The organism is Caballeronia arationis, assembly GCF_001544975.2.
Classification (GTDB): Bacteria; Pseudomonadota; Gammaproteobacteria; order Burkholderiales; family Burkholderiaceae; genus Caballeronia; species Caballeronia arationis.
The window spans coordinates 1-17036 of record NZ_FCOG02000040.1 but is presented as its reverse complement, the minus strand read 5'-3'; the positions used below and the strand labels follow the sequence as shown (position 1 = coordinate 17036).

General features: G+C 65.6%; 14 protein-coding genes. 5 read left to right on the top strand and 9 right to left on the bottom strand.

Annotated elements, in window-relative coordinates; all coding sequences use genetic code 11:
• Positions 1 to 209: 209 nt before the first annotated feature.
• The 3 genes from AWB81_RS22625 to AWB81_RS22615 are packed head-to-tail and all read right to left on the bottom strand — an operon-like array spanning position 210 to position 5976.
• Positions 210 to 1661 (bottom strand): efflux transporter outer membrane subunit, encoded by a 1452-nt coding sequence (locus AWB81_RS22625; RefSeq protein ID WP_062638781.1) that lies wholly within the window; start codon positions 1659 to 1661, stop codon positions 210 to 212.
• The gene (locus AWB81_RS22620) at positions 1658 to 4843 is read right to left on the bottom strand and encodes an efflux RND transporter permease subunit (protein WP_087135122.1); all 3186 of its coding nucleotides are present in this window, start codon (positions 4841 to 4843) and stop codon (positions 1658 to 1660) included. The genes AWB81_RS22625 and AWB81_RS22620 overlap by 4 nt, the downstream gene beginning before the upstream one ends.
• Positions 4840 to 5976 (bottom strand): efflux RND transporter periplasmic adaptor subunit, encoded by a 1137-nt coding sequence (locus tag AWB81_RS22615; RefSeq protein WP_374730506.1) that lies wholly within the window; start codon positions 5974 to 5976, stop codon positions 4840 to 4842. The genes AWB81_RS22620 and AWB81_RS22615 overlap by 4 nt, the downstream gene beginning before the upstream one ends.
• A gap of 243 nt (positions 5977 to 6219) precedes the next feature.
• Between AWB81_RS22615 and AWB81_RS22610 the strand changes: the two genes are divergently transcribed.
• On the top strand, positions 6220 to 6837 hold the full coding sequence (locus AWB81_RS22610; protein WP_062638779.1) for a TetR/AcrR family transcriptional regulator: 618 nt from the start codon (positions 6220 to 6222) through the stop codon (positions 6835 to 6837).
• Positions 6838 to 6845: 8 nt separating this feature from the next.
• Here AWB81_RS22610 and AWB81_RS22605 read toward each other — a convergent pair whose 3' ends face one another.
• From AWB81_RS22605 to AWB81_RS22580, 6 genes are all read right to left on the bottom strand, one after another.
• Complete coding sequence (locus AWB81_RS22605; RefSeq protein WP_062638778.1) at positions 6846 to 7085, bottom strand: DUF2795 domain-containing protein; 240 nt, start codon at positions 7083 to 7085, stop codon at positions 6846 to 6848.
• A gap of 31 nt (positions 7086 to 7116) precedes the next feature.
• Positions 7117 to 7380 carry a hypothetical protein gene (locus AWB81_RS22600; protein ID WP_062638777.1) on the bottom strand — a complete coding sequence of 88 codons (264 nt, stop codon included), beginning with the start codon at positions 7378 to 7380 and terminating at the stop codon, positions 7117 to 7119.
• A 240-nt stretch (positions 7381 to 7620) separates the two neighbouring features.
• On the bottom strand, positions 7621 to 9357 hold the full coding sequence (locus tag AWB81_RS22595) for a ClcB-like voltage-gated chloride channel protein (protein ID WP_062638776.1): 1737 nt from the start codon (positions 9355 to 9357) through the stop codon (positions 7621 to 7623).
• 175 nt (positions 9358 to 9532) lie between these two features.
• The gene (locus tag AWB81_RS22590; RefSeq protein WP_062638775.1) at positions 9533 to 10336 is read right to left on the bottom strand and encodes an aldo/keto reductase; all 804 of its coding nucleotides are present in this window, start codon (positions 10334 to 10336) and stop codon (positions 9533 to 9535) included.
• Between the two features lie 260 nt (positions 10337 to 10596).
• Positions 10597 to 11334, bottom strand: a complete 738-nt coding sequence (locus tag AWB81_RS22585) for a glutathione S-transferase (RefSeq protein WP_062638774.1) — start codon at positions 11332 to 11334, stop codon at positions 10597 to 10599.
• A 139-nt stretch (positions 11335 to 11473) separates the two neighbouring features.
• Positions 11474 to 12541, bottom strand: a complete 1068-nt coding sequence (locus AWB81_RS22580; RefSeq protein ID WP_062638773.1) for a YeiH family protein — start codon at positions 12539 to 12541, stop codon at positions 11474 to 11476.
• Positions 12542 to 12650: 109 nt separating this feature from the next.
• On the opposite strand from AWB81_RS22580, the gene AWB81_RS22575 reads away from it, so the two are divergent.
• The 4 genes from AWB81_RS22575 to AWB81_RS22560 all read left to right on the top strand — a co-directional run bounded on the left by AWB81_RS22575 (position 12651) and on the right by AWB81_RS22560 (position 16850).
• Positions 12651 to 13541: a LysR family transcriptional regulator gene (locus AWB81_RS22575; protein WP_062638772.1), complete on the top strand. Its 891-nt coding sequence runs from the start codon at positions 12651 to 12653 to the stop codon at positions 13539 to 13541.
• Between the two features lie 135 nt (positions 13542 to 13676).
• A complete protein-coding gene (locus AWB81_RS22570; protein ID WP_062638813.1) occupies positions 13677 to 14474 on the top strand; it encodes a sugar phosphate isomerase/epimerase family protein in 798 nt (265 codons plus the stop codon).
• Positions 14475 to 14510: 36 nt separating this feature from the next.
• Positions 14511 to 15515 carry a sugar kinase gene (locus AWB81_RS22565; protein ID WP_062638771.1) on the top strand — a complete coding sequence of 335 codons (1005 nt, stop codon included), beginning with the start codon at positions 14511 to 14513 and terminating at the stop codon, positions 15513 to 15515.
• A gap of 57 nt (positions 15516 to 15572) precedes the next feature.
• Complete coding sequence (locus AWB81_RS22560) at positions 15573 to 16850, top strand: MFS transporter (RefSeq protein WP_062638812.1); 1278 nt, start codon at positions 15573 to 15575, stop codon at positions 16848 to 16850.
• The last annotated feature ends 186 nt before the right edge of the window (positions 16851 to 17036 follow it).

Here is a 17036-nt window from a genome sequence, read left to right as displayed (position 1 = left end):
GAATCAACGACGTGAGGCACTCGCCACGTGCTTGTCCACAGGTCTGTCAACATTCGGCGGGGATAAGTCGCTCATGCCGCGAGCGCGCTTGATGCGCTTTCGTGCGACATCGATATTCCCTTGCGTGTCAGACACTTGGCGTCGTTGTCCGAAGCTTTTTAACAGACTGGTCCCCATCGGCTGGGGACAACTTTCCCCGCCAGGTCAGTTCATCGCGATGCCGCTTGCACAATGCCCGCGGGCGACCCCATCGCCTGAAAGAGCGATGCGGTATCGGTAAGCCGCGCGCTCGCAAAGCGGATCGTGTTGAGCTGCGCGTTGCGGTATTGCTGTTCGCTTGCGCGCGCAGCACGCGGCGGCAGGGCGCCGAGCCGCACGCGCCCGGCGGTGTCGTCGGAAGAGCCTCGCGACGCGCGACTCGCCGCATCGCTCGACGAGAGAGCCGCCGTGTCCTGTTCCAGCGACGCCAGCGTATTCGCGACGTTCTGGAACGCGGCGAGCACCGTCTGCTTGTACTGTTCGACGGCGGCGTCATAGGTATCGAGCGCTGCGCGCCGTTGTGCGAGCAATGCGCCGCCGTGAAAAATCGGCTGCGAGAGCGACGCGCCAATGCTCCACAACGCGCCCGCGCCCGACAGCGCCGTCGGCCAGCTAAAGCCGCCTTTGCCCATCGATGCCGACAGCGACAGGCTCGGAAACAACTGCGCCGTCGCTGCGCCGACTTGCGCGGCTGCGGCTTTGACAGCGGCATCGGCGGCCTGGATGTCGGGGCGCGTCGCGAGCAGTTCCGACGGAACGACCACCGGCACGCTGTCCGGCACGGCGAGGCTCGCGAAATCGAGATCGTCGGGCGCCTGGTCCGGCGTGCGTCCGAGCAGGACGGCGAGCGCGTGGCGCGTCGCGAGCCACTGCGCGCGCAGACCCGGCAGCGACGCCGCGAGCGATGCCGCGCTTTCCTCGGCATTGAGCGCCTCCGAGCGCGACGCCGAGCCGAGCGCATAGCGGCGTTCTGCATCGCGCGCGTCGTCGCTTGCGAGCGCGACGAGGCGCTCGGTCGTGTCGATCTGAGCATGCAGCGCGGCCGCGCCGATCGCGCCGGTCACGATGTTGGCGGCGACCGCGCGGCGCGCGGCATCGAGCTGGAACGACTGCTGGTCGACCTGCGCGGCGAGCGACGCGTTCTCGTAGCGCGCCGCGCCGAACAGATCGAACGTGTATTGCGCCTGGATCTGGCCGACGAAGAGGTTATAGACCGCGGTCGGCGGACCGAATTCCGGCACGCCGAGGCCGCGCTGGCGTGAGGCCTGTCCGCCGGCATCGATCGATGGCAACAGTGACGAGCCGACCTGCGCCTTCAGTTGCTCGCGCGCGGCCGCGAGACTCTTGTCGGCGGCGGCGAGATTCGGGCTGTTGCGCAAGCCTTCGTCGACGAGCGCGTTCAGCGCGTCCGAACGATACAGCTTCCACCATTCGGGCACCGGTTTCGCACCGACGTCAAAGCGTTGCGATGCGCCTTGCGCTTCGACGGTCTGCGCCGGCTGGGCGAGCGCGCCGTAGTGTTCGGGCTGCGGCATCGCGGGCGGCTTGCCGCTCGGCCCGAACGAACAGGCGGCGAGGGCGCAGGCCAATGACGCCGTCGTCGCTTTCCAGACCTTCATCATGGCTCGACTCCCTCCGGCGCATCCTCGCCGGGTTTTGCGCGTTCGTCGTTCTTCACGCGAAACGACGCCGCATAAAGCGCCGGCAGATAGAACAGCGTGAGCACGGTCGCGCTCGTGATGCCGCCCATCAGCGCGGTCGCCATCGGACCGAAGAAGTCGCTGCGCAGAAGCGGAATGAGCGCGAGCACGGCGGCCGCGGCGGTCAGCGTGATCGGGCGGAATCGCCGCACGGTCGCGCCGACGATCGCGTCGAACCGCTCGTGTCCGGCGGCGATGTCCTGCTCGATCTGGTCCATCAGGATCACCGAGTTGCGCATGATGATGCCGGACATCGCGATCACGCCGAGCATCGCGACGAAGCCGAACGGCTTGCCGAAGGCAAGCAGCGCCGCGACCACGCCGATCAGCCCGAGCGGCGCCGTGAGCACGACCATCATCACGCGCGCGAAGCTTTGCAGCTGGATCATCAGGAGCGTCAGCACGACGATCAGCATGATCGGCATCTGCGCGTTGATCGATGTCTGTCCCTTCGCGTTTTCCTCGACCGGCCCGCCGACTTCGATCCGGTAGCCCACCGGCAGCGTCGGGCGCAAGGTGCTGTCGAGCTTCTTGTCGATCGCGTTGGTCACGTCGATGCCCTGCGCGCCCGCCTTCACGTCCGACTGCACGGTGATGGTCGGCTGCCGGTCGCGTTCCCAGATCACGCCGTACTCCAGGTCGTTGACGACGTGCCCGAGCGTGCCGAGCGGCACCGGGCCGTTCGGCGTCGGCATCGCGAGCGTCGCGAGCCGCGACGGATCGACGCGTTCGGTGAGCGGCGCGCGCAGGTCGACACCGATCAGCTTGTCGCGCTCGCGATACTGCGTGACCGTGTAGCCGGAGAGCGACATCGCCAGGAAGCTCGACACGTCCTGCGAGGAGACGCCGAGTTCGCGCGCCTTCTTCTGGTCGACTTCGAAGCGCACCGAGCGCTCGGACGGCTCGTCCCAGTCGAACTGCACGTTGGTCGTGCGCGCGTCGGCGCGCATGTCGGCGGCCACTTGCTCGGCGATCTTGCGTACGGTCGCGATGTCGTCGCCGGAGACGCGCAACTGCACCGGATAGCCGACCGGTGGCCCGTTTTCGAGCCGCGACAGCCGCGTGCGGATCGCGGGGAATTTTTCGCGCAGCGTCGGTTCGAGCCATTGCGACAGCTGTTCGCGTGCTTCGACCGTCTTCGCCGTGATGACGAACTGTGCGAAGTTCGGCTGCGGCAGCTGCTGGTCGAGCGGCAGATAAAAGCGCGGCGCGCCCGTGCCGACGAAGCTCACCACATGATCGATTTCCGGCCGTCCTTCAAGCGCCTTTTCGAGCTGCTTCGCTTCGCGCAGCGTGGCGTCGAACGACGCGCCTTCCTGCAGGCGCACATCGACGAGCAGTTCCGGCCGGTTCGAACTCGGGAAGAACTGCTGCGGCACGAGGCCGAAGCCACCGAGCGCGATCACGAACAGCCCGACGGTGACGATCAACACGACGAAGCGCCGCTCGATGCACAACGTCACCCAGCCGCGCAGACGCCCATAGAACCGTGTGTCGTAGATGTCGTGCTCGTGATCATCGGGCAGGTGCGCCTCGTGCGCTTCGCGCTTCCTCTCGGGCAAGAGCTTGTAGCCGAGCAGCGGAATCAGCACGACGGCGGCGAGCCACGACGCGATCAGCGCAATCGCCGAGACTTCGAAGATCGAGCGCGTGTATTCGCCGGTGCTCGACTTCGCGAGCGCGATCGGCAGGAAGCCGGCGACGGTCACGAGCGTGCCGGTCAGCATCGGAAAGGCCGTGCTGGTGTAGGCGTAGGCAGCGGCGCGCGTGCGGTTCCAGCCCTGTTCGAGCTTCACGGCCATCATCTCGACGGCGATGATCGCGTCGTCGACCAGCAGCCCGAGCGCGAGGATCAGCGTGCCGAGCGAGATCTTGTGCAGGCCGATATCGAAGAAATACATGAACAGCGCGGTGACCGCGAGCACGACCGGAATCGAAATCACGACGACCATGCCCGTGCGCACGCCGAGCGACACGAGGCTCACCACCAGCACGATCACTACCGCTTCGGCGACCGCCTCCAGAAAGTCGTCGACGGAATTCGATACCGCGTGCGGCATGCTCGACACTTCCGCGAGTTTCAACCCCGCGGGCAGGTGCGCGCGGAGGTCGGCGGTCTTCGCGTCGAGCGCCTTGCCAAGTCGCACCACGTCTTGTCCCGGCTGCATCGTGATGCCGATGCCGAGCACGGGCTGGCCGCCCGAGCGCATTTGCGTCGCGGGCGGATCGACGTAGCCGCGCTTGATCGTCGCTATGTCGCCGAGACGGAACGAGCGGCCGTTCACGCGGATCAGCGTGTCGGCGAGCGCTTTAATGTCAGTGAACTGGCCGGTCGGACGCACGAACATGCGGTCGACGGGCGTATTCATCGTACCCGCCGGCGCGACCGCGTTCTGTCCGTTGATCGCTTCGGCGATCTGCTGCGGCGAGATGTTCAGGCGGGTCAGCTGCGTGTTCGGTATATCGACGTAGATGCGCTCGTCCTGATCGCCGAAGTAGTCGACCTTCGCGACACCCGGTACGCGCAGCAGCACCGCGCGCAACTGATCGGCGTAGTCGTGCAGTTGCGCAGGCGAGAAGCCATCGCCTTCGAGCGTGTAGATGTTGGTGTAGACGTCGCCGAATTCGTCATTGAAGAAGGGGCCTTGCACGCCTTGCGGCAGTGTCGCCGCGATGTCGCCGACCTTCTTGCGCACCTGATACCACTCTTCGGGCACTTCGCTCGGCGGCGCACCGTCCTTCATCGTGAAGAACAGCAGTGACTCGCCGGGGCGCGAGTAGCTGCGCAGGAAATCGGTAGACGGCGTTTCCTGCAGCTTCCTCGCGAGGCGGTCGGTGACTTCTTCCTGCACCTGACGCGCGGTCGCGCCCGGCCAGAACGTGCGGATCACCATCACGCGAAACGTGAACGGCGGGTCCTCCGACTGCGCGAGCCGCGTGTAGGAAATGATGCCGAAGATCGTCGCCATCGCGATCAGGAAGACGACCAGCGCGCGATGCCGCAGCGCCCACGCCGAGAGGTTGAAGCGGCCTTCCTCGTGACGGTAGTCGTTGTTCTGCGCGCTTACCTGCGGCGTGTCTTGATCCGGAGCCTGCGTGCTCATGACGCGAAGTCCTCGGGATGCAGCGGCGCGACGACGCGCACTTTCTCGCCGGCGGAAACCGTGTGCACGCCTTGCCACACGACGCGCTCGCCCGCGTTCAGGCCGCGCGTGACGGTGACGGTGCGCTCGCCGTAGCGCGCGACCTCGACGCGGCGCAGTTCGAGCGCGTTATCGCTTTTCACGACCCAGACGGCGGGCTCCTTGTTGTCGTGGAAGAGGGCAGTAGAAGGTAGCGTGAACACGCCGGCGTGCTGCGTCGCGACGGCCTGCGCGAACGTGACGTCGGCGGTCATGCCGAGGCGCATGTCGCGCGTCGGCGCTTCGACCGTCAGCTTCGCGCGGTAGGTGCGGCTCTGCGGATCGGCGGCGGGCGACAGTTCGCGTACGCGCGCGGCGAACGACTTGCCCGGCAGCGCGCCGAGCGCGACGGTGGCGCGCGCCCCGACCGCGAGCGCGGAAAGCGCGCTTTCCGGGACGTCGCAGACCACGTCGATGTCGCCGTTCCACGCGAGGTTGTAGACAGGCTGGCCGACGGTGACGTTCTGGCCCGTGTCGGCCTGCTCGGACGTGATGACGCCCGCGTGATCGGCGATGAGCGTCGTGTACTTCAGCTGATCGGCCGCGAGCCCCGCCTGCTGCTGCGCCTGATTGCGTTGCGCGAGCGCGGTGGCATAGGCGTTCTGCGTCTGCTCCAGTTGTGCCGGCGCGATCAGGTTCTCGGCGGATTGGGCGCGATCGCGATCGAGCTGCTGTTTCGCGTAGGCGAGCTGGTGCTGGGCGGCTTCGAGTTGCGCGGCGGCGCTGGCGGCATTCTTCGACGCATCCGCCGGATCGAGCTTCGCGACGATCTGGCCGGCCGCAACACTATCGCCGAGCCGTACGCGCCGCTCGGTGATCTTCCCGCCGACGCGAAACGAGAGCGGCGTCGAATAGCGCGACTCGATCTGGCCGGGAAGGGTGGCGCGCGGCGGCTGTCCGTCGGCCTCGGCGGCCACGGCGACGACCGGCCTCGGCGCGGGCGCCGGTGCTTCCTTCTTGCCGCATGCGGCGAGCGCGGCGAGCGTGGCGATGAATGCGGCGCTGGCCAGCGCGCGGATGCGGTTCGACTGAAACACGCAGCGAGAAGAAATCACAGAAGACCTCGACGCCGAAGGCGGGATCGGGAGCTCGAAAACTCGGCGCGTACGGCGCGGCGGCAGCATTTCGAGACACGGGGGGACGCATGAGAAGCTCGGCAAGAGGCCGGAACGCCATTGACGACGGGCTTTCCGGCGATACACCGGGCAATGCACGATGAATTCTAATACAGGTATGTATTCGAATGCAAAGCTGTATCAAAAACGTTCTGAAAGGGGGTTCGATGCTAAACTCGACGCATGAAACCCACCCGCCTCACACGTGAGCAAAGCCGCGACCAGACGCGCCAGCGTCTACTCGATGCGGCGCTCACGGCATTCATGAACAAGGGATTCGGCGTGACGAGCGTCGAAGACATCGCGGCCGCTGCGGGCTACTCGCGCGGCGCGTTCTATTCGAATTTCGGCAGCAAGTCGGAGCTGCTGCTCGAACTGCTCAGGCGCGATCACGACGCCACGATGGGCCGCATGCGCTCGATTTTCGAAGACGGGGAGGCGTCGCGCGCGGACATGGAAGCGCGCGTGCTGGAGTACTACAGCGAGATTTATCGCGAGAACAAATGCTTTTTGCTGTGGGTCGAGGCGAAGCTGCATGCGAGCCGCGACGCGGCTTTTCGCGAGCAGTTCAATGCGTTCATGCGGGAGTTGCGCCAGACCACGACCGATTACATCAGCGCATTTTCGGAGCGCGTCGGCACGCCGTTGCCAATGCCGGCCGAGCAGCTTTCGCTCGGCCTGATCGCGCTATGCGATGGCGTGCAGTTCTTCTATTCGTCGGACCCGCAATCGGTGCCCGGGGATTTCGCCGAGGCCGTGCTTGCAGGCTTCTTCAGCCGCGTGGTATTCGGCGCGAACTGAGCCGGGCTCTAGATCGACAGACCCGGCCCGCCGTTGCCGCCGAGAAGTTGCTCGACCGCATCCGCGTCGGCGTAATCCTGCTCGGGGAGCGCGTCGAAAACCGTAATGACGTCGTTGCTTACGCCCGCTTCGCGCGCGGCATCGACGATCGCGTCCTTGTTTGCCGGAAACTGCATGGCGCGCAGCACCTGCGCGATTTCATCGTCGATCGGCTCGTCGTTCAAGGCGTGTTTGGGCGTGTCGGTCATTCGCATCGTTCCGGTGGATAAAGGAAGCGCTTCAGGTCTGCACCTGCACGGGCTGGCTCGCCATGCCGCGGCTCGGCGCGCGCGACTTCGGGATTTTCACGTGACGCCAGCGCGCATGGTCGAGATCCTGCGCCGTGACCTCCGGCGCGGGCGCCGACACGGGCGCCGCGTTCGCGCGCATTGCGGCGCGCATTGCAGTGGTCGCGATCGCGGCATCGGTGTCGCTCGTGTGAAGCGGCGCCGCATAGCACGACACGGAAACCAGAGCCATCGACAACATCGTTGAGGTTTTCATCGCTCAACCCCTCCTGACGTAAGCAGCGAGAAAGCAACGAGCAAAGCCCATGCCAATCGCATCCGTGCCGCTTCGCGTCGCGCGAAAACACTAACTGCTTACAACGCGCGAACGCGCTCGAACGGGAGCGCGGCGAACACACTTCGAGTGAGTTCTGAAGTGCGGCCGCACCGATGCCCGGCAGCATGCGGCAGTGCCGCCAGGCACCCGCGCACTGCAAATTTGCACACTAGCGCAAGTTCAGCGCGTCGTCGGGTTCAAACGGAAGTATGCGTCGAGTAGCGATGTCTTGTACACGACGCCGAGCAGAAGCGGCTCCGCACGCCGCTCGATCACCGGCAGCCGCTCGCCCTGGAACGCGAGGAAGTGCTGCAGCGCCTCGCCGAGCGACATGTCGGGCGTGAGCACGTCGAAGTGCGGCTGAAGATAGTCGCGGGCGGTCTTAGTCTCCGTGTCGCGTTCGTCGAGCAGGTCGGAGGTGATGTCCTTCAGCGCGACCACGCCCTGGAAGTGCTCGCCCTCATCGACGACATACAGATACTTCACAGGATATTCGAGGAACACGCGCGTCATGTCCTTCACGTTCGCCGAGAGCGGAACGACGGTATCGGCGGGCTTCACCAGTTCGCGCATCTGCGTGGCGGCGAGCCGCGTGCGCTCCTTCTCTTCGCGCGTGCGGCGCAGCGTGACTTCGTACATCGACGTCTGCTCGGACGTGCGCGCGATGAAATACGCAACTACGCACGACAGCATCAGCGGCAGCACGACCTGGTACGACAGCGTCATCTCGAAGATCATCAGGATCGCCATCAGCGGCGCGTGCGTCGCGGCGGCGAGGAACGCGCCCATGCCGACCATCGCGTAGGCGAAGGGTTCGGAGGTCGAGTGCGGCCAGATCGTGTGCGCGGCGATGCCGAAGAGACACCCGAGCACGGCGCCCACGAAGAGCGTCGGCGTGAAGACACCGCCGACCGCGCCCGAGCCGGTCGTTGCGGCGGTCGCGATGATCTTGAAGACGAGCACGGTGAGAAGGGCGGTCCAGGTCCAGGGCGTGTGCAGCAGCGAGTTCACGACTTCGTAGCCGTTGCCCCAGACTTCCGGCCACCAGATCGAAATCACGCCGACGATCAGACCGCCCAGCCCGAGCCTGAGCGGCAAGGGCAGCGGCAGAAGCGTGAAGCGCTTCTTCGAGGCGGCGAGGAGCCGCAGGAAATGCGGCGCGAGCGCGCCGCACAGCAGCCCGAGCACGACGAAGAGCAGCACTTCGACGCCCGTGATGGTCGGGAAGACGGGCATCTCGTAAGGCGGGCGGTAGCCGGCGAACTCGCGCATCGTGATGTTGGCGACGACCGACGCGACCACGATCGGCCCGAAGCTCTCCATCGCTATCGAGCCGAGCACGATTTCGGTGACGAAGAACGCGCCCGCGATCGGCGCGTTGTACGCCGAGGTGATGCCGGCGGCGGCGCCACACGCGACGAGGAGGCGCAGGCGCGGCGGATCGAAGTGCACCCAGCGGCCGATCAGCGAAGCCGAGAGCGCCGCGAGCTGCACCATCGATCCTTCGCGCCCGATCGAGCCGCCGCTCGCAATCGTGAATAGCGACGACAGACTGCGCCAGAAGCTCTGCCACACGGGCACGGCGCCGTCACCGATGGTGACGGCTTCCATGTAGTCGGCGTGGGCCTGCTTCGTCGCGCGGCGCCGCGCGATCAGGAGACACACGCCCGCGACCAGTCCGCCCGCCGTCGGCAGGGCGACGCGCACGGGCCACGGCAGGCGCTTCGCCATCTCGACGAAATTGCCGGCTTCGCTGCCGAACGCCCGCTGCAATTCGTCGATGCCTTCGCGAAACGCCGCGGTCGCGAACGCCCCGGCGACGCCGACGATCACCGCCCACACGAGCATCGTGTGGTCATCGGAGAGCCGGAAGAGCTTTTGCGCGCGGGTGCGCAGTTTGAGCAGGAATGAAAGCACGTGAACGGGACGTATCGGGCGGTTGGGCGAGCGGCTTGGATCGGTTCAGGGCCAAGTGCGCCGCAAGGATAGCATTCGCGTGTCGCGCGGACGAGCCATGCTGCCGGTCGGTCCGCGCGGGCAAAAAAAGCCCGGCGCTCCAACGCGCCGGGCTGTCGGGCCCACCTTACGCGCGCTACCACTTCGGCGCGAACGGCGGATTTGCGTTGCGCTTGCCTTCGTCGAGTGCATCGATGCGGGCGATGTCTTCGGCGTCGAGCTTCAGTTTCTGCGCGTCCCAGTTGACCTGCTGGTGCTCCGGATTCGTCGATGCCGACAGCACCACGATCTGCCGCGACAGCAGCCACGCGAACGTCACCTGCGCGGGCGTCGCGCCGTGCTTCTTCGCGATGTCGGCGAGCGTCGGGTCGGTGTGCGCGCGACCTTCGCCGAGCGGCATGTACGCCGTTACCTTCACGCCGAGCTTCTGCGTCGCCTCGACAAGCGCGCGGTTCGCGAGGAACGGGCTGACTTCGAACTGGTTCGTCACGATGGTGCCCCCGCCCGGCGCGGCGAGCGCGGCTTCGAGGAGCGGCGCCGTGAAGTTCGATACGCCGTAATGGCGGATCAGCCCGAGCTTCTGCGCTTCCTGCAATGCGGCGAGCGTTTCAGCGATCGACACGACGCTGTCCGGCGACGGCCAGTGGATGAGCGCGAGGTCGATCGTGCCGATATCGAGCTTGCGATGGCTCTCTTTCAGGCTTGCGATCAGATCGTCGCGGCGCAGGCGCTCCCACCAGACTTTCGTCGTGACCCAGACGTCCTCGCGCGGGATGCCCGAATCGCGCACGCCCTGGCCGACTTCGGCTTCGTTGTCGTAGTACTGGGCGGTATCGATGTGACGATAGCCGAGTTGCAGCGCGCTCTTCACCGACTGCGCGGTCTTGCCGGCCGCGACGCGGAACGTGCCGAGACCGAATGAGGGAATCGTTTCGACCATGCTGGCTCCTGTGTCGACCAGAGTTGGCGCTTTAGCGCCTTACTCGGGTCCCATGCCACAAAGTGGCGGTCGACCAGAGTTGGCGCTTTAGCGCCTTACTCGGGTCCCATGCCACAAAGTGGCGGTCGACCAGAGTTGGTGCTTCAGCGCCTTACTCGGGTCCCATGCCACAAAGTGGCGGTCGACCAGAGTTGGCGCTTCAGCGCTTACCTGGTCCCATGCCACAAAGTGGCGGTTAAGGGTTTCGAGGCGATCGACGGCTACTTCGCGTCCTGATCGAGTTCGGGATAGTGCCTGAAGATCCCCGATTCATTGAACGGGATGCGCCGTTCAGAATCAACATACGCCGCGATGTTCGGCCGCTCGAGCACGGCATCGTGCAGCGCCGCCACACGCGGATAGTGCTGGCCGAATTTTCGCATCGCGCGCGGAAAGGCGTAGTGCAGGCCGTCGACGAGCTGGAACATCGACAGGTCGACATACGTCGCCGACTTGCCGACCATCTGCGTATCGCCGTCGGGGTTCTGCTTCAGCACGCGCTCAAAGTAACCGAAAAACTTCGGAATGCGCTGCTCGATGAAGTTCTTAGAGCGCACCTTGGCCGCGTCTTTCTGATCTTCGTAATAGAGATCGGTGGCGAGCGGATGATGCGTGTCGTGGACTTCCGCGACCACATCGGCGATCGTCAGTTGCAGGCCATGAGCGACGTAGCGCAAGCCCTCGTCCTTCGGCGCGAGCTTGAGCTTCGGCCCTAGATACATCAGGATGTTCGCGACGTGCGGCACGATCAGTTCGCCGACTTTCAGGAACGGCGGCGCGAACGGGATATGCGGCTCGGTCTTGCTGTTCATGAGCTTCATCATGGCGTCCGTGCCGAGACCGTCCTTCTTCGCGCCGCGCGCGACGTCGATATAGTCGGCTCCTGCATCTTCCAGCGCGAGCCGGACGAATTCTCCTCGGCCCTGCAGGCCGTCCCAGTAATACAGTTCGTAGGGCATGGGCAGTTCCTCCTCGTGTTCATGCGCGGCGGACGTGCCGCGCCGCGCGCAAACTTCTGGTTCAGCAGGGTCCGTGCCATACATAGCGAAAGCCCCGCGCGAGGGCGGGGCGTTCTTGTTTATCAGACTAAGCCGGCGTTCAGCCGAAGAGGCGCTCGACGCCGAGCGTGATCGCAAGCCCGCCGCCGATCAGCCAGACATACAGGATCGCACCCGTTGCCAGTGCGCGGGGGCCTGCCTGACGAATCTGTGCGAAGCGCGTTTCCATGCCGAGCGCGGTCATGGCCATCGTGAGGGCGAAGGTGTCGAGCATGTTGAGCGTGCTGGTCGCGGTTTCCGGCAGGATGTGCAGCGAATTCACGATCACGAGCGCGAGGAAGCCGAGCGCGAACCAGGGCACCGCGAGCTTGCCGCCCTTGCCGCCGGCGCCGGCAGCAGCACGCGAGCGGTTCAGCCAAAGGCCGAGCGCGAGCAGTACCGGCACGAGCAGCATGACGCGCGTCATCTTGACGATGGTCGCGATGTGCGTTGCTTCCGGGCTCACGTTGCTGGCCGCGCCAACCACCTGCGCCACTTCGTGGATCGTGCCGCCGAAGAAGAGGCCGGCGCCGAGCGTATCGAGATGCAGCCAGCCGGCGTGCATCGCGAGCGGATAGAGGAACATCGAGAGCGTGCCGAACAGCACGACGCTGCCGACCGCCATCGCGCTCTGGTGCGGCTTGGACTGCAGGGTCGATTCGAACGCGAGCACGGCGGCCGCGCCGCAGATCGCGCTGCCGGCGGCGGTGAGGAGCGCGGTGTCGCGGTCGAGCTTCATCAGCTTCATGCCGGCCCAGGTGCCGATCGCGAGCGTGCTCACGACGATCAGCACCGACACCGTGACGCCCGCGAACCCGACCTGCGCGATTTCCTGCAGGCTTACGCGCAGCCCGAAGAACGCGACCGCGATACGCAGCAGCTTGCGCGCCGAAAAGTTGACGCCCGCGGCCCAGCTGGCGGGCATGCCGTCGCGCAGTGCGTTGCCGTAGAGTGCGCCGGCGACGATGCCGACGATCAGCGGGCTGATACCGAGTCCGGCGATGGCGGGCATGGACGAGAGTCGGGTGACGGCGGCGGCGAAGAGCGCGACGAAGAGAATGCCGTTCAGCTGACCGCGCGTGGACGGTTTGCTGGCGACGAGAGTATGAGTGGGCTGGATAGTGGACATGTCGGGTCGGAGTTTTTATCGCAATGCGCCAATCCTAAACTTGATATATCGATATGAAAAATCGTGATTTGGGATGTAAAGTATCGGCTGGTCCGATATATATAACGAAATGACCCCCGATCAGCTTATAACGTTTGCGACGGTCGCCGAATTCGGCAACATCAGCCGCGCGGCGACGGCGCTGCATCTCTCGCAGCCGGCCGTCTCCGGCCAGTTGCGCCAGTTGCAGGACGAGTTCGGCGAGCCGCTCTATCAGCGCGACGGCCGCGGGGTGCGGCTGACCGCCGCGGGAGAGCAGCTCGCCGAGTACGCCGCGCGTATCCGCGAGACCTACCGGCAGGCGTATGCGTTTCGCGACGCGCTGCGCGGCCTTGAGCGCGGCACGCTGCGCATCGGCGCGAGCACGACGCCGGCGAGCTATCTGCTGCCGTACCTCATCGCCGCCTTCCACGGCGAGTTTCCCGACATCGCGATCACGACGATCGACGGCAACACGTCGGATATCGTCGCGGCCCTTCCGGGACTCGACATTGCGATGATCGAAGGGCCGGTGGGCGTCGATCTGCCGCCGGGCACGAGCGTCACGCCCTGGCGCGAGGACGAGATCGTCGCGATTCTGCCGGCGTCGCACGCGCTCGCGCCGGATCGCGGCGAGGCATCGCTCGATGCGATTTCCGCGCATCCGCTCGTGTTGCGCGAAAGCGGCTCGGGCGTGCGGCAGATCGTCGAGCGCGCGTTCGCCAGCGCAGGCGCACCGATGCGCATCGCGCTCGAAATCGCGGGCGTCGAGGGCGTGAAGGAAGCGGTGCGGGCGGGCATGGGCATCGGCTTCGTGTCGGCGATGTCGATCCGCCACGAAGACGACGCGCTCAGGCGCCTGCGCATCGCGCCCGAACCGCTCACGCGCCGGTTTTCGATCCTCCTGCCCCACTCGGCAGCGCCATCGAGAGTGGCGGCGCGCTTTCTCGAACTGTGTCTCGCCGACCCAAATCCGGCCTAGGGAATTCCACTATAGCGTGCGCCCGACGACCGGGCGCACCATTCGTTTTGAGACGGACGCGCAGGCGTCTTTTTTAAACCCCGCAAATGGAACCGGTTCCATAGGTTCCAAAAGCACGAATTGAGCGAGATTTCCGTGAGCGAGCTTCATTCCGATACACACGCCGAAGTGGTGATCGTCGCCAGCGCGTTTGGCGCGGACGCCATCCGGCGCGATGGCCACGCGTTCTGGGCCGCCGCGGCGGCGCGCGCGGGCGCGAGCGGATTCGAAGTGCGCCGCGAACTCTTTGCACGCTACGCCGACGCCACGCCCGACGCGTTGCGCCGCCTCGGCGAGCAGGTCGCCGCGCTCGGTCTGTGGGCGGTTTATTCGACGCCCGCGACGCTCTTCGCTGCCGACGGCTCGCTCGATCTCGCCGCGCTCAGGCTGGCCATCGACGAAGCCGCGGCGCTCGGCGCACGCATCGTGAAGCTGCAACTGGGCGGCACGGAACACGGCACCGCGACCGATGCCGCCACGCTCGATCGAGCGCTGTCGACGATGTCGGGTTCGCGGGCGCGCGTCGTCGTGGAAAACGGCCAGTTGAAGGCGGGCGGCACGATCGGCGCGTTTGCCGCGCTGTTCGACGCGCTGCCGAAGGACTCGCGCACGCTCTCGATGACTTTCGACACCGGCAACTGGCTGTGGGCGGGAGAGAACCCGGCCGAAGCCGCGCGGCGCCTCGCGCCGCACGTGAGCTACGTGCACTGCAAGGCCGTGACGGGCGAGGGCGCGCGGCGCTTCGCCGTCGCGCCCGGCGCCCGCGACGTCCTGTTCGCCCATTTGCTGAAGCTGCTGCCGCGCGACGTGCCGCGCGGCATCGAATTCCCGTTCGACGCCGCCGCGCCCGAAACCGACGCGGCCGCGAAAGTCGCGTGGCTCGCCGCCGCCTGACCCGACACCCCGACAAGACACGAGAGGAGACACACCATGCAGACAAAACCCGAGACGCTCGACGTCGTGACCTACGGCGAAGCGATGACGATGTTCGTGGCCGCCGAGACTGGCGACCTCGCGAAAGTCGGCCAGTTCACGAAGCGCGTCGCGGGTGCGGACCTGAACGTCGCGATCGGACTGTCGCGGCTCGGCTTCAAGGTCGGCTGGATGAGCCGCGTCGGGCGCGATTCGTTCGGACGCTACGTGCTCGACGTGCTGGCCGCCGAAGGCATCGACGCGAATTGCGTCACCGTCGACGAGCGTTATCCGACGGGATTTCAGCTCAAATCGAAGAACGACGACGGCAGCGATCCGGCAGTCGAATATTTCCGCAAGGGCTCGGCGGCGAGCCATTTGTCGGTCGCCGACTACGTCGCCGGCTACGTGAGGGGCGCGCGCCACCTGCACCTGACGGGCGTCGCGCCGGCCATTTCGGCAAGTTCGCGCGAACTCGCGTTCCACATGGCACGTGAAATGCGGGCTGCTGGCAAGACGATTTCCTTTGATCCGAACCTCCGCCCGACGCTCTGGCCGTCACGCGAGGCGATGGCGGAGTCGCTCAACGCGCTTGCCGCGCTCGCCGACTGGGTGCTGCCCGGCGTCACAGAAGGGCTCACGCTCACGGGCCACGCGAAGCCTGAGGACATCGCACGCTTCTATCTCGACCAGGGCGCAAAGGGCGTAATCGTGAAGCTGGGCGCGCATGGCGCCTATTTCCGCACCGCCGACGGCGATGCGGGCATCGTGCCGGCGGTGCCGGTCGCGAAGGTCGTCGATACGGTGGGCGCGGGCGACGGCTTCGCGGTCGGCGTGGTGAGCGCGCTGCTTGAGGGCCGCGACGTGCGCCATGCGCTCGCGCGCGGCAACCGGATCGGCGCGCTTGCGATCCAGGTGATCGGCGACAGCGAAGGGCTGCCGACGCGCGCTGAACTGGACAAGCTGGAAGAACCTGAGACATCCATCGAGAAGACGGCACGAGCCGCTTTCAACCTGACCTGACCGATTCGGACTGAATCGAACCGAACCGGATACTGGAGAGACACGATGCAAACCACGATTACCCCCAAGCTGGCGGTGCGCCGCTGGTGGGCGATCATGCCGATCGTCTTCATTACCTACAGCCTCGCGTATCTCGACCGCGCGAACTATGGCTTCGCCGCCGCGGCCGGCATCAATCACGACCTCGGCATCAGCAAGGGCTTGTCGTCGCTGATCGGCGCGCTCTTTTTCCTTGGCTATTTCTTCTTCCAGATTCCGGGCGCGATCTACGCCGAACGGCGCAGTGTGAAGAAGCTCGTGTTCGTGAGCCTGATCCTGTGGGGCGGATGCGCGGCGCTCACAGGCATGGTGAGCAACATTCCTTCGCTGATGGCGATACGTTTCGTGCTCGGGATCGTCGAGGCGGCCGTGATGCCCGCGATGCTCGTCTTCATCTCGAACTGGTTCACGAAGTCCGAGCGTTCACGCGCCAATACGTTCCTGATTCTCGGCAATCCGGTGACGGTGCTGTGGATGTCGGTCGTGTCGGGGTATCTGGTGAATTCGTTCGGCTGGCGCAACATGTTTATCGCGGAAGGGCTGCCGGCCGTGGTGTGGGCTGTGATCTGGTGGTTCATCGTGCAGGACAAGCCAGCGCAGGCGAAGTGGCTCAGCGCGCAGGAGAAAGCTCACCTCGATGCCACGCTGCGCGCCGAGCAGGCCGCGATCAAGCCGGTCAAGAACTACGGTGAGGCGTTCCGTTCGCCTGCGGTGATCAAGTTGTGCGCGCAGTATTTCTGCTGGAGCATTGGCGTGTATGGTTTCGTGCTGTGGCTCCCTTCGATTCTGAAGAACGCTTCGACCTTCGGCATGGTCGAGACGGGCTGGCTTTCGGCGATGCCGTACCTTGCGGCGACCATCGCAATGATCGCGGCGTCGTGGGCGTCGGACAAGTTGAATGCGCGCAAGGCGTTCGTGTGGCCGTTCCTCTTGATCGGAGCGTTTGCGTTTGCCGGATCGTACCTGCTTGGCTCGACGCACTTCTGGGCGTCGTATGCGTTGCTCGTGATCGCTGGCGCGGCGATGTATGCGCCGTATGGACCTTTCTTCGCGATCGTGCCGGAGTTGCTGCCGAAGAATGTCGCTGGAGGCGCGATGGCCCTGATCAACAGCATGGGGGCGCTCGGGTCGTTCGTCGGGTCCTATGTGGTCGGGTATCTCAATGGCGCGACCGGGTCGCCCGGGGCCTCGTACGTGTTCATGAGCGCAGCGCTCGTTGCTGCTGTGGTCCTGACTCTGGCCGTGCGGCCGCAAGGGGCTGCTTCGGGGAGCGCGAAGCTTGCGCATAGGGTCTGATACTTTGGGCGGGGTGGGCGGGGCGTTGCGTTTGAACACCGTTTGATTTTGATGTGCTTCTATGGAACTTGTTTTGGTTTTGGTCTATTAGCTCTGCCCCTGTCCGGGGCGGGACTTACTTTCTTTGCTGCTGCAAAGAAAGTAAGCAAAGAAAGCAGCTTTTTCAGGCAGCAGTCACCGCACGTC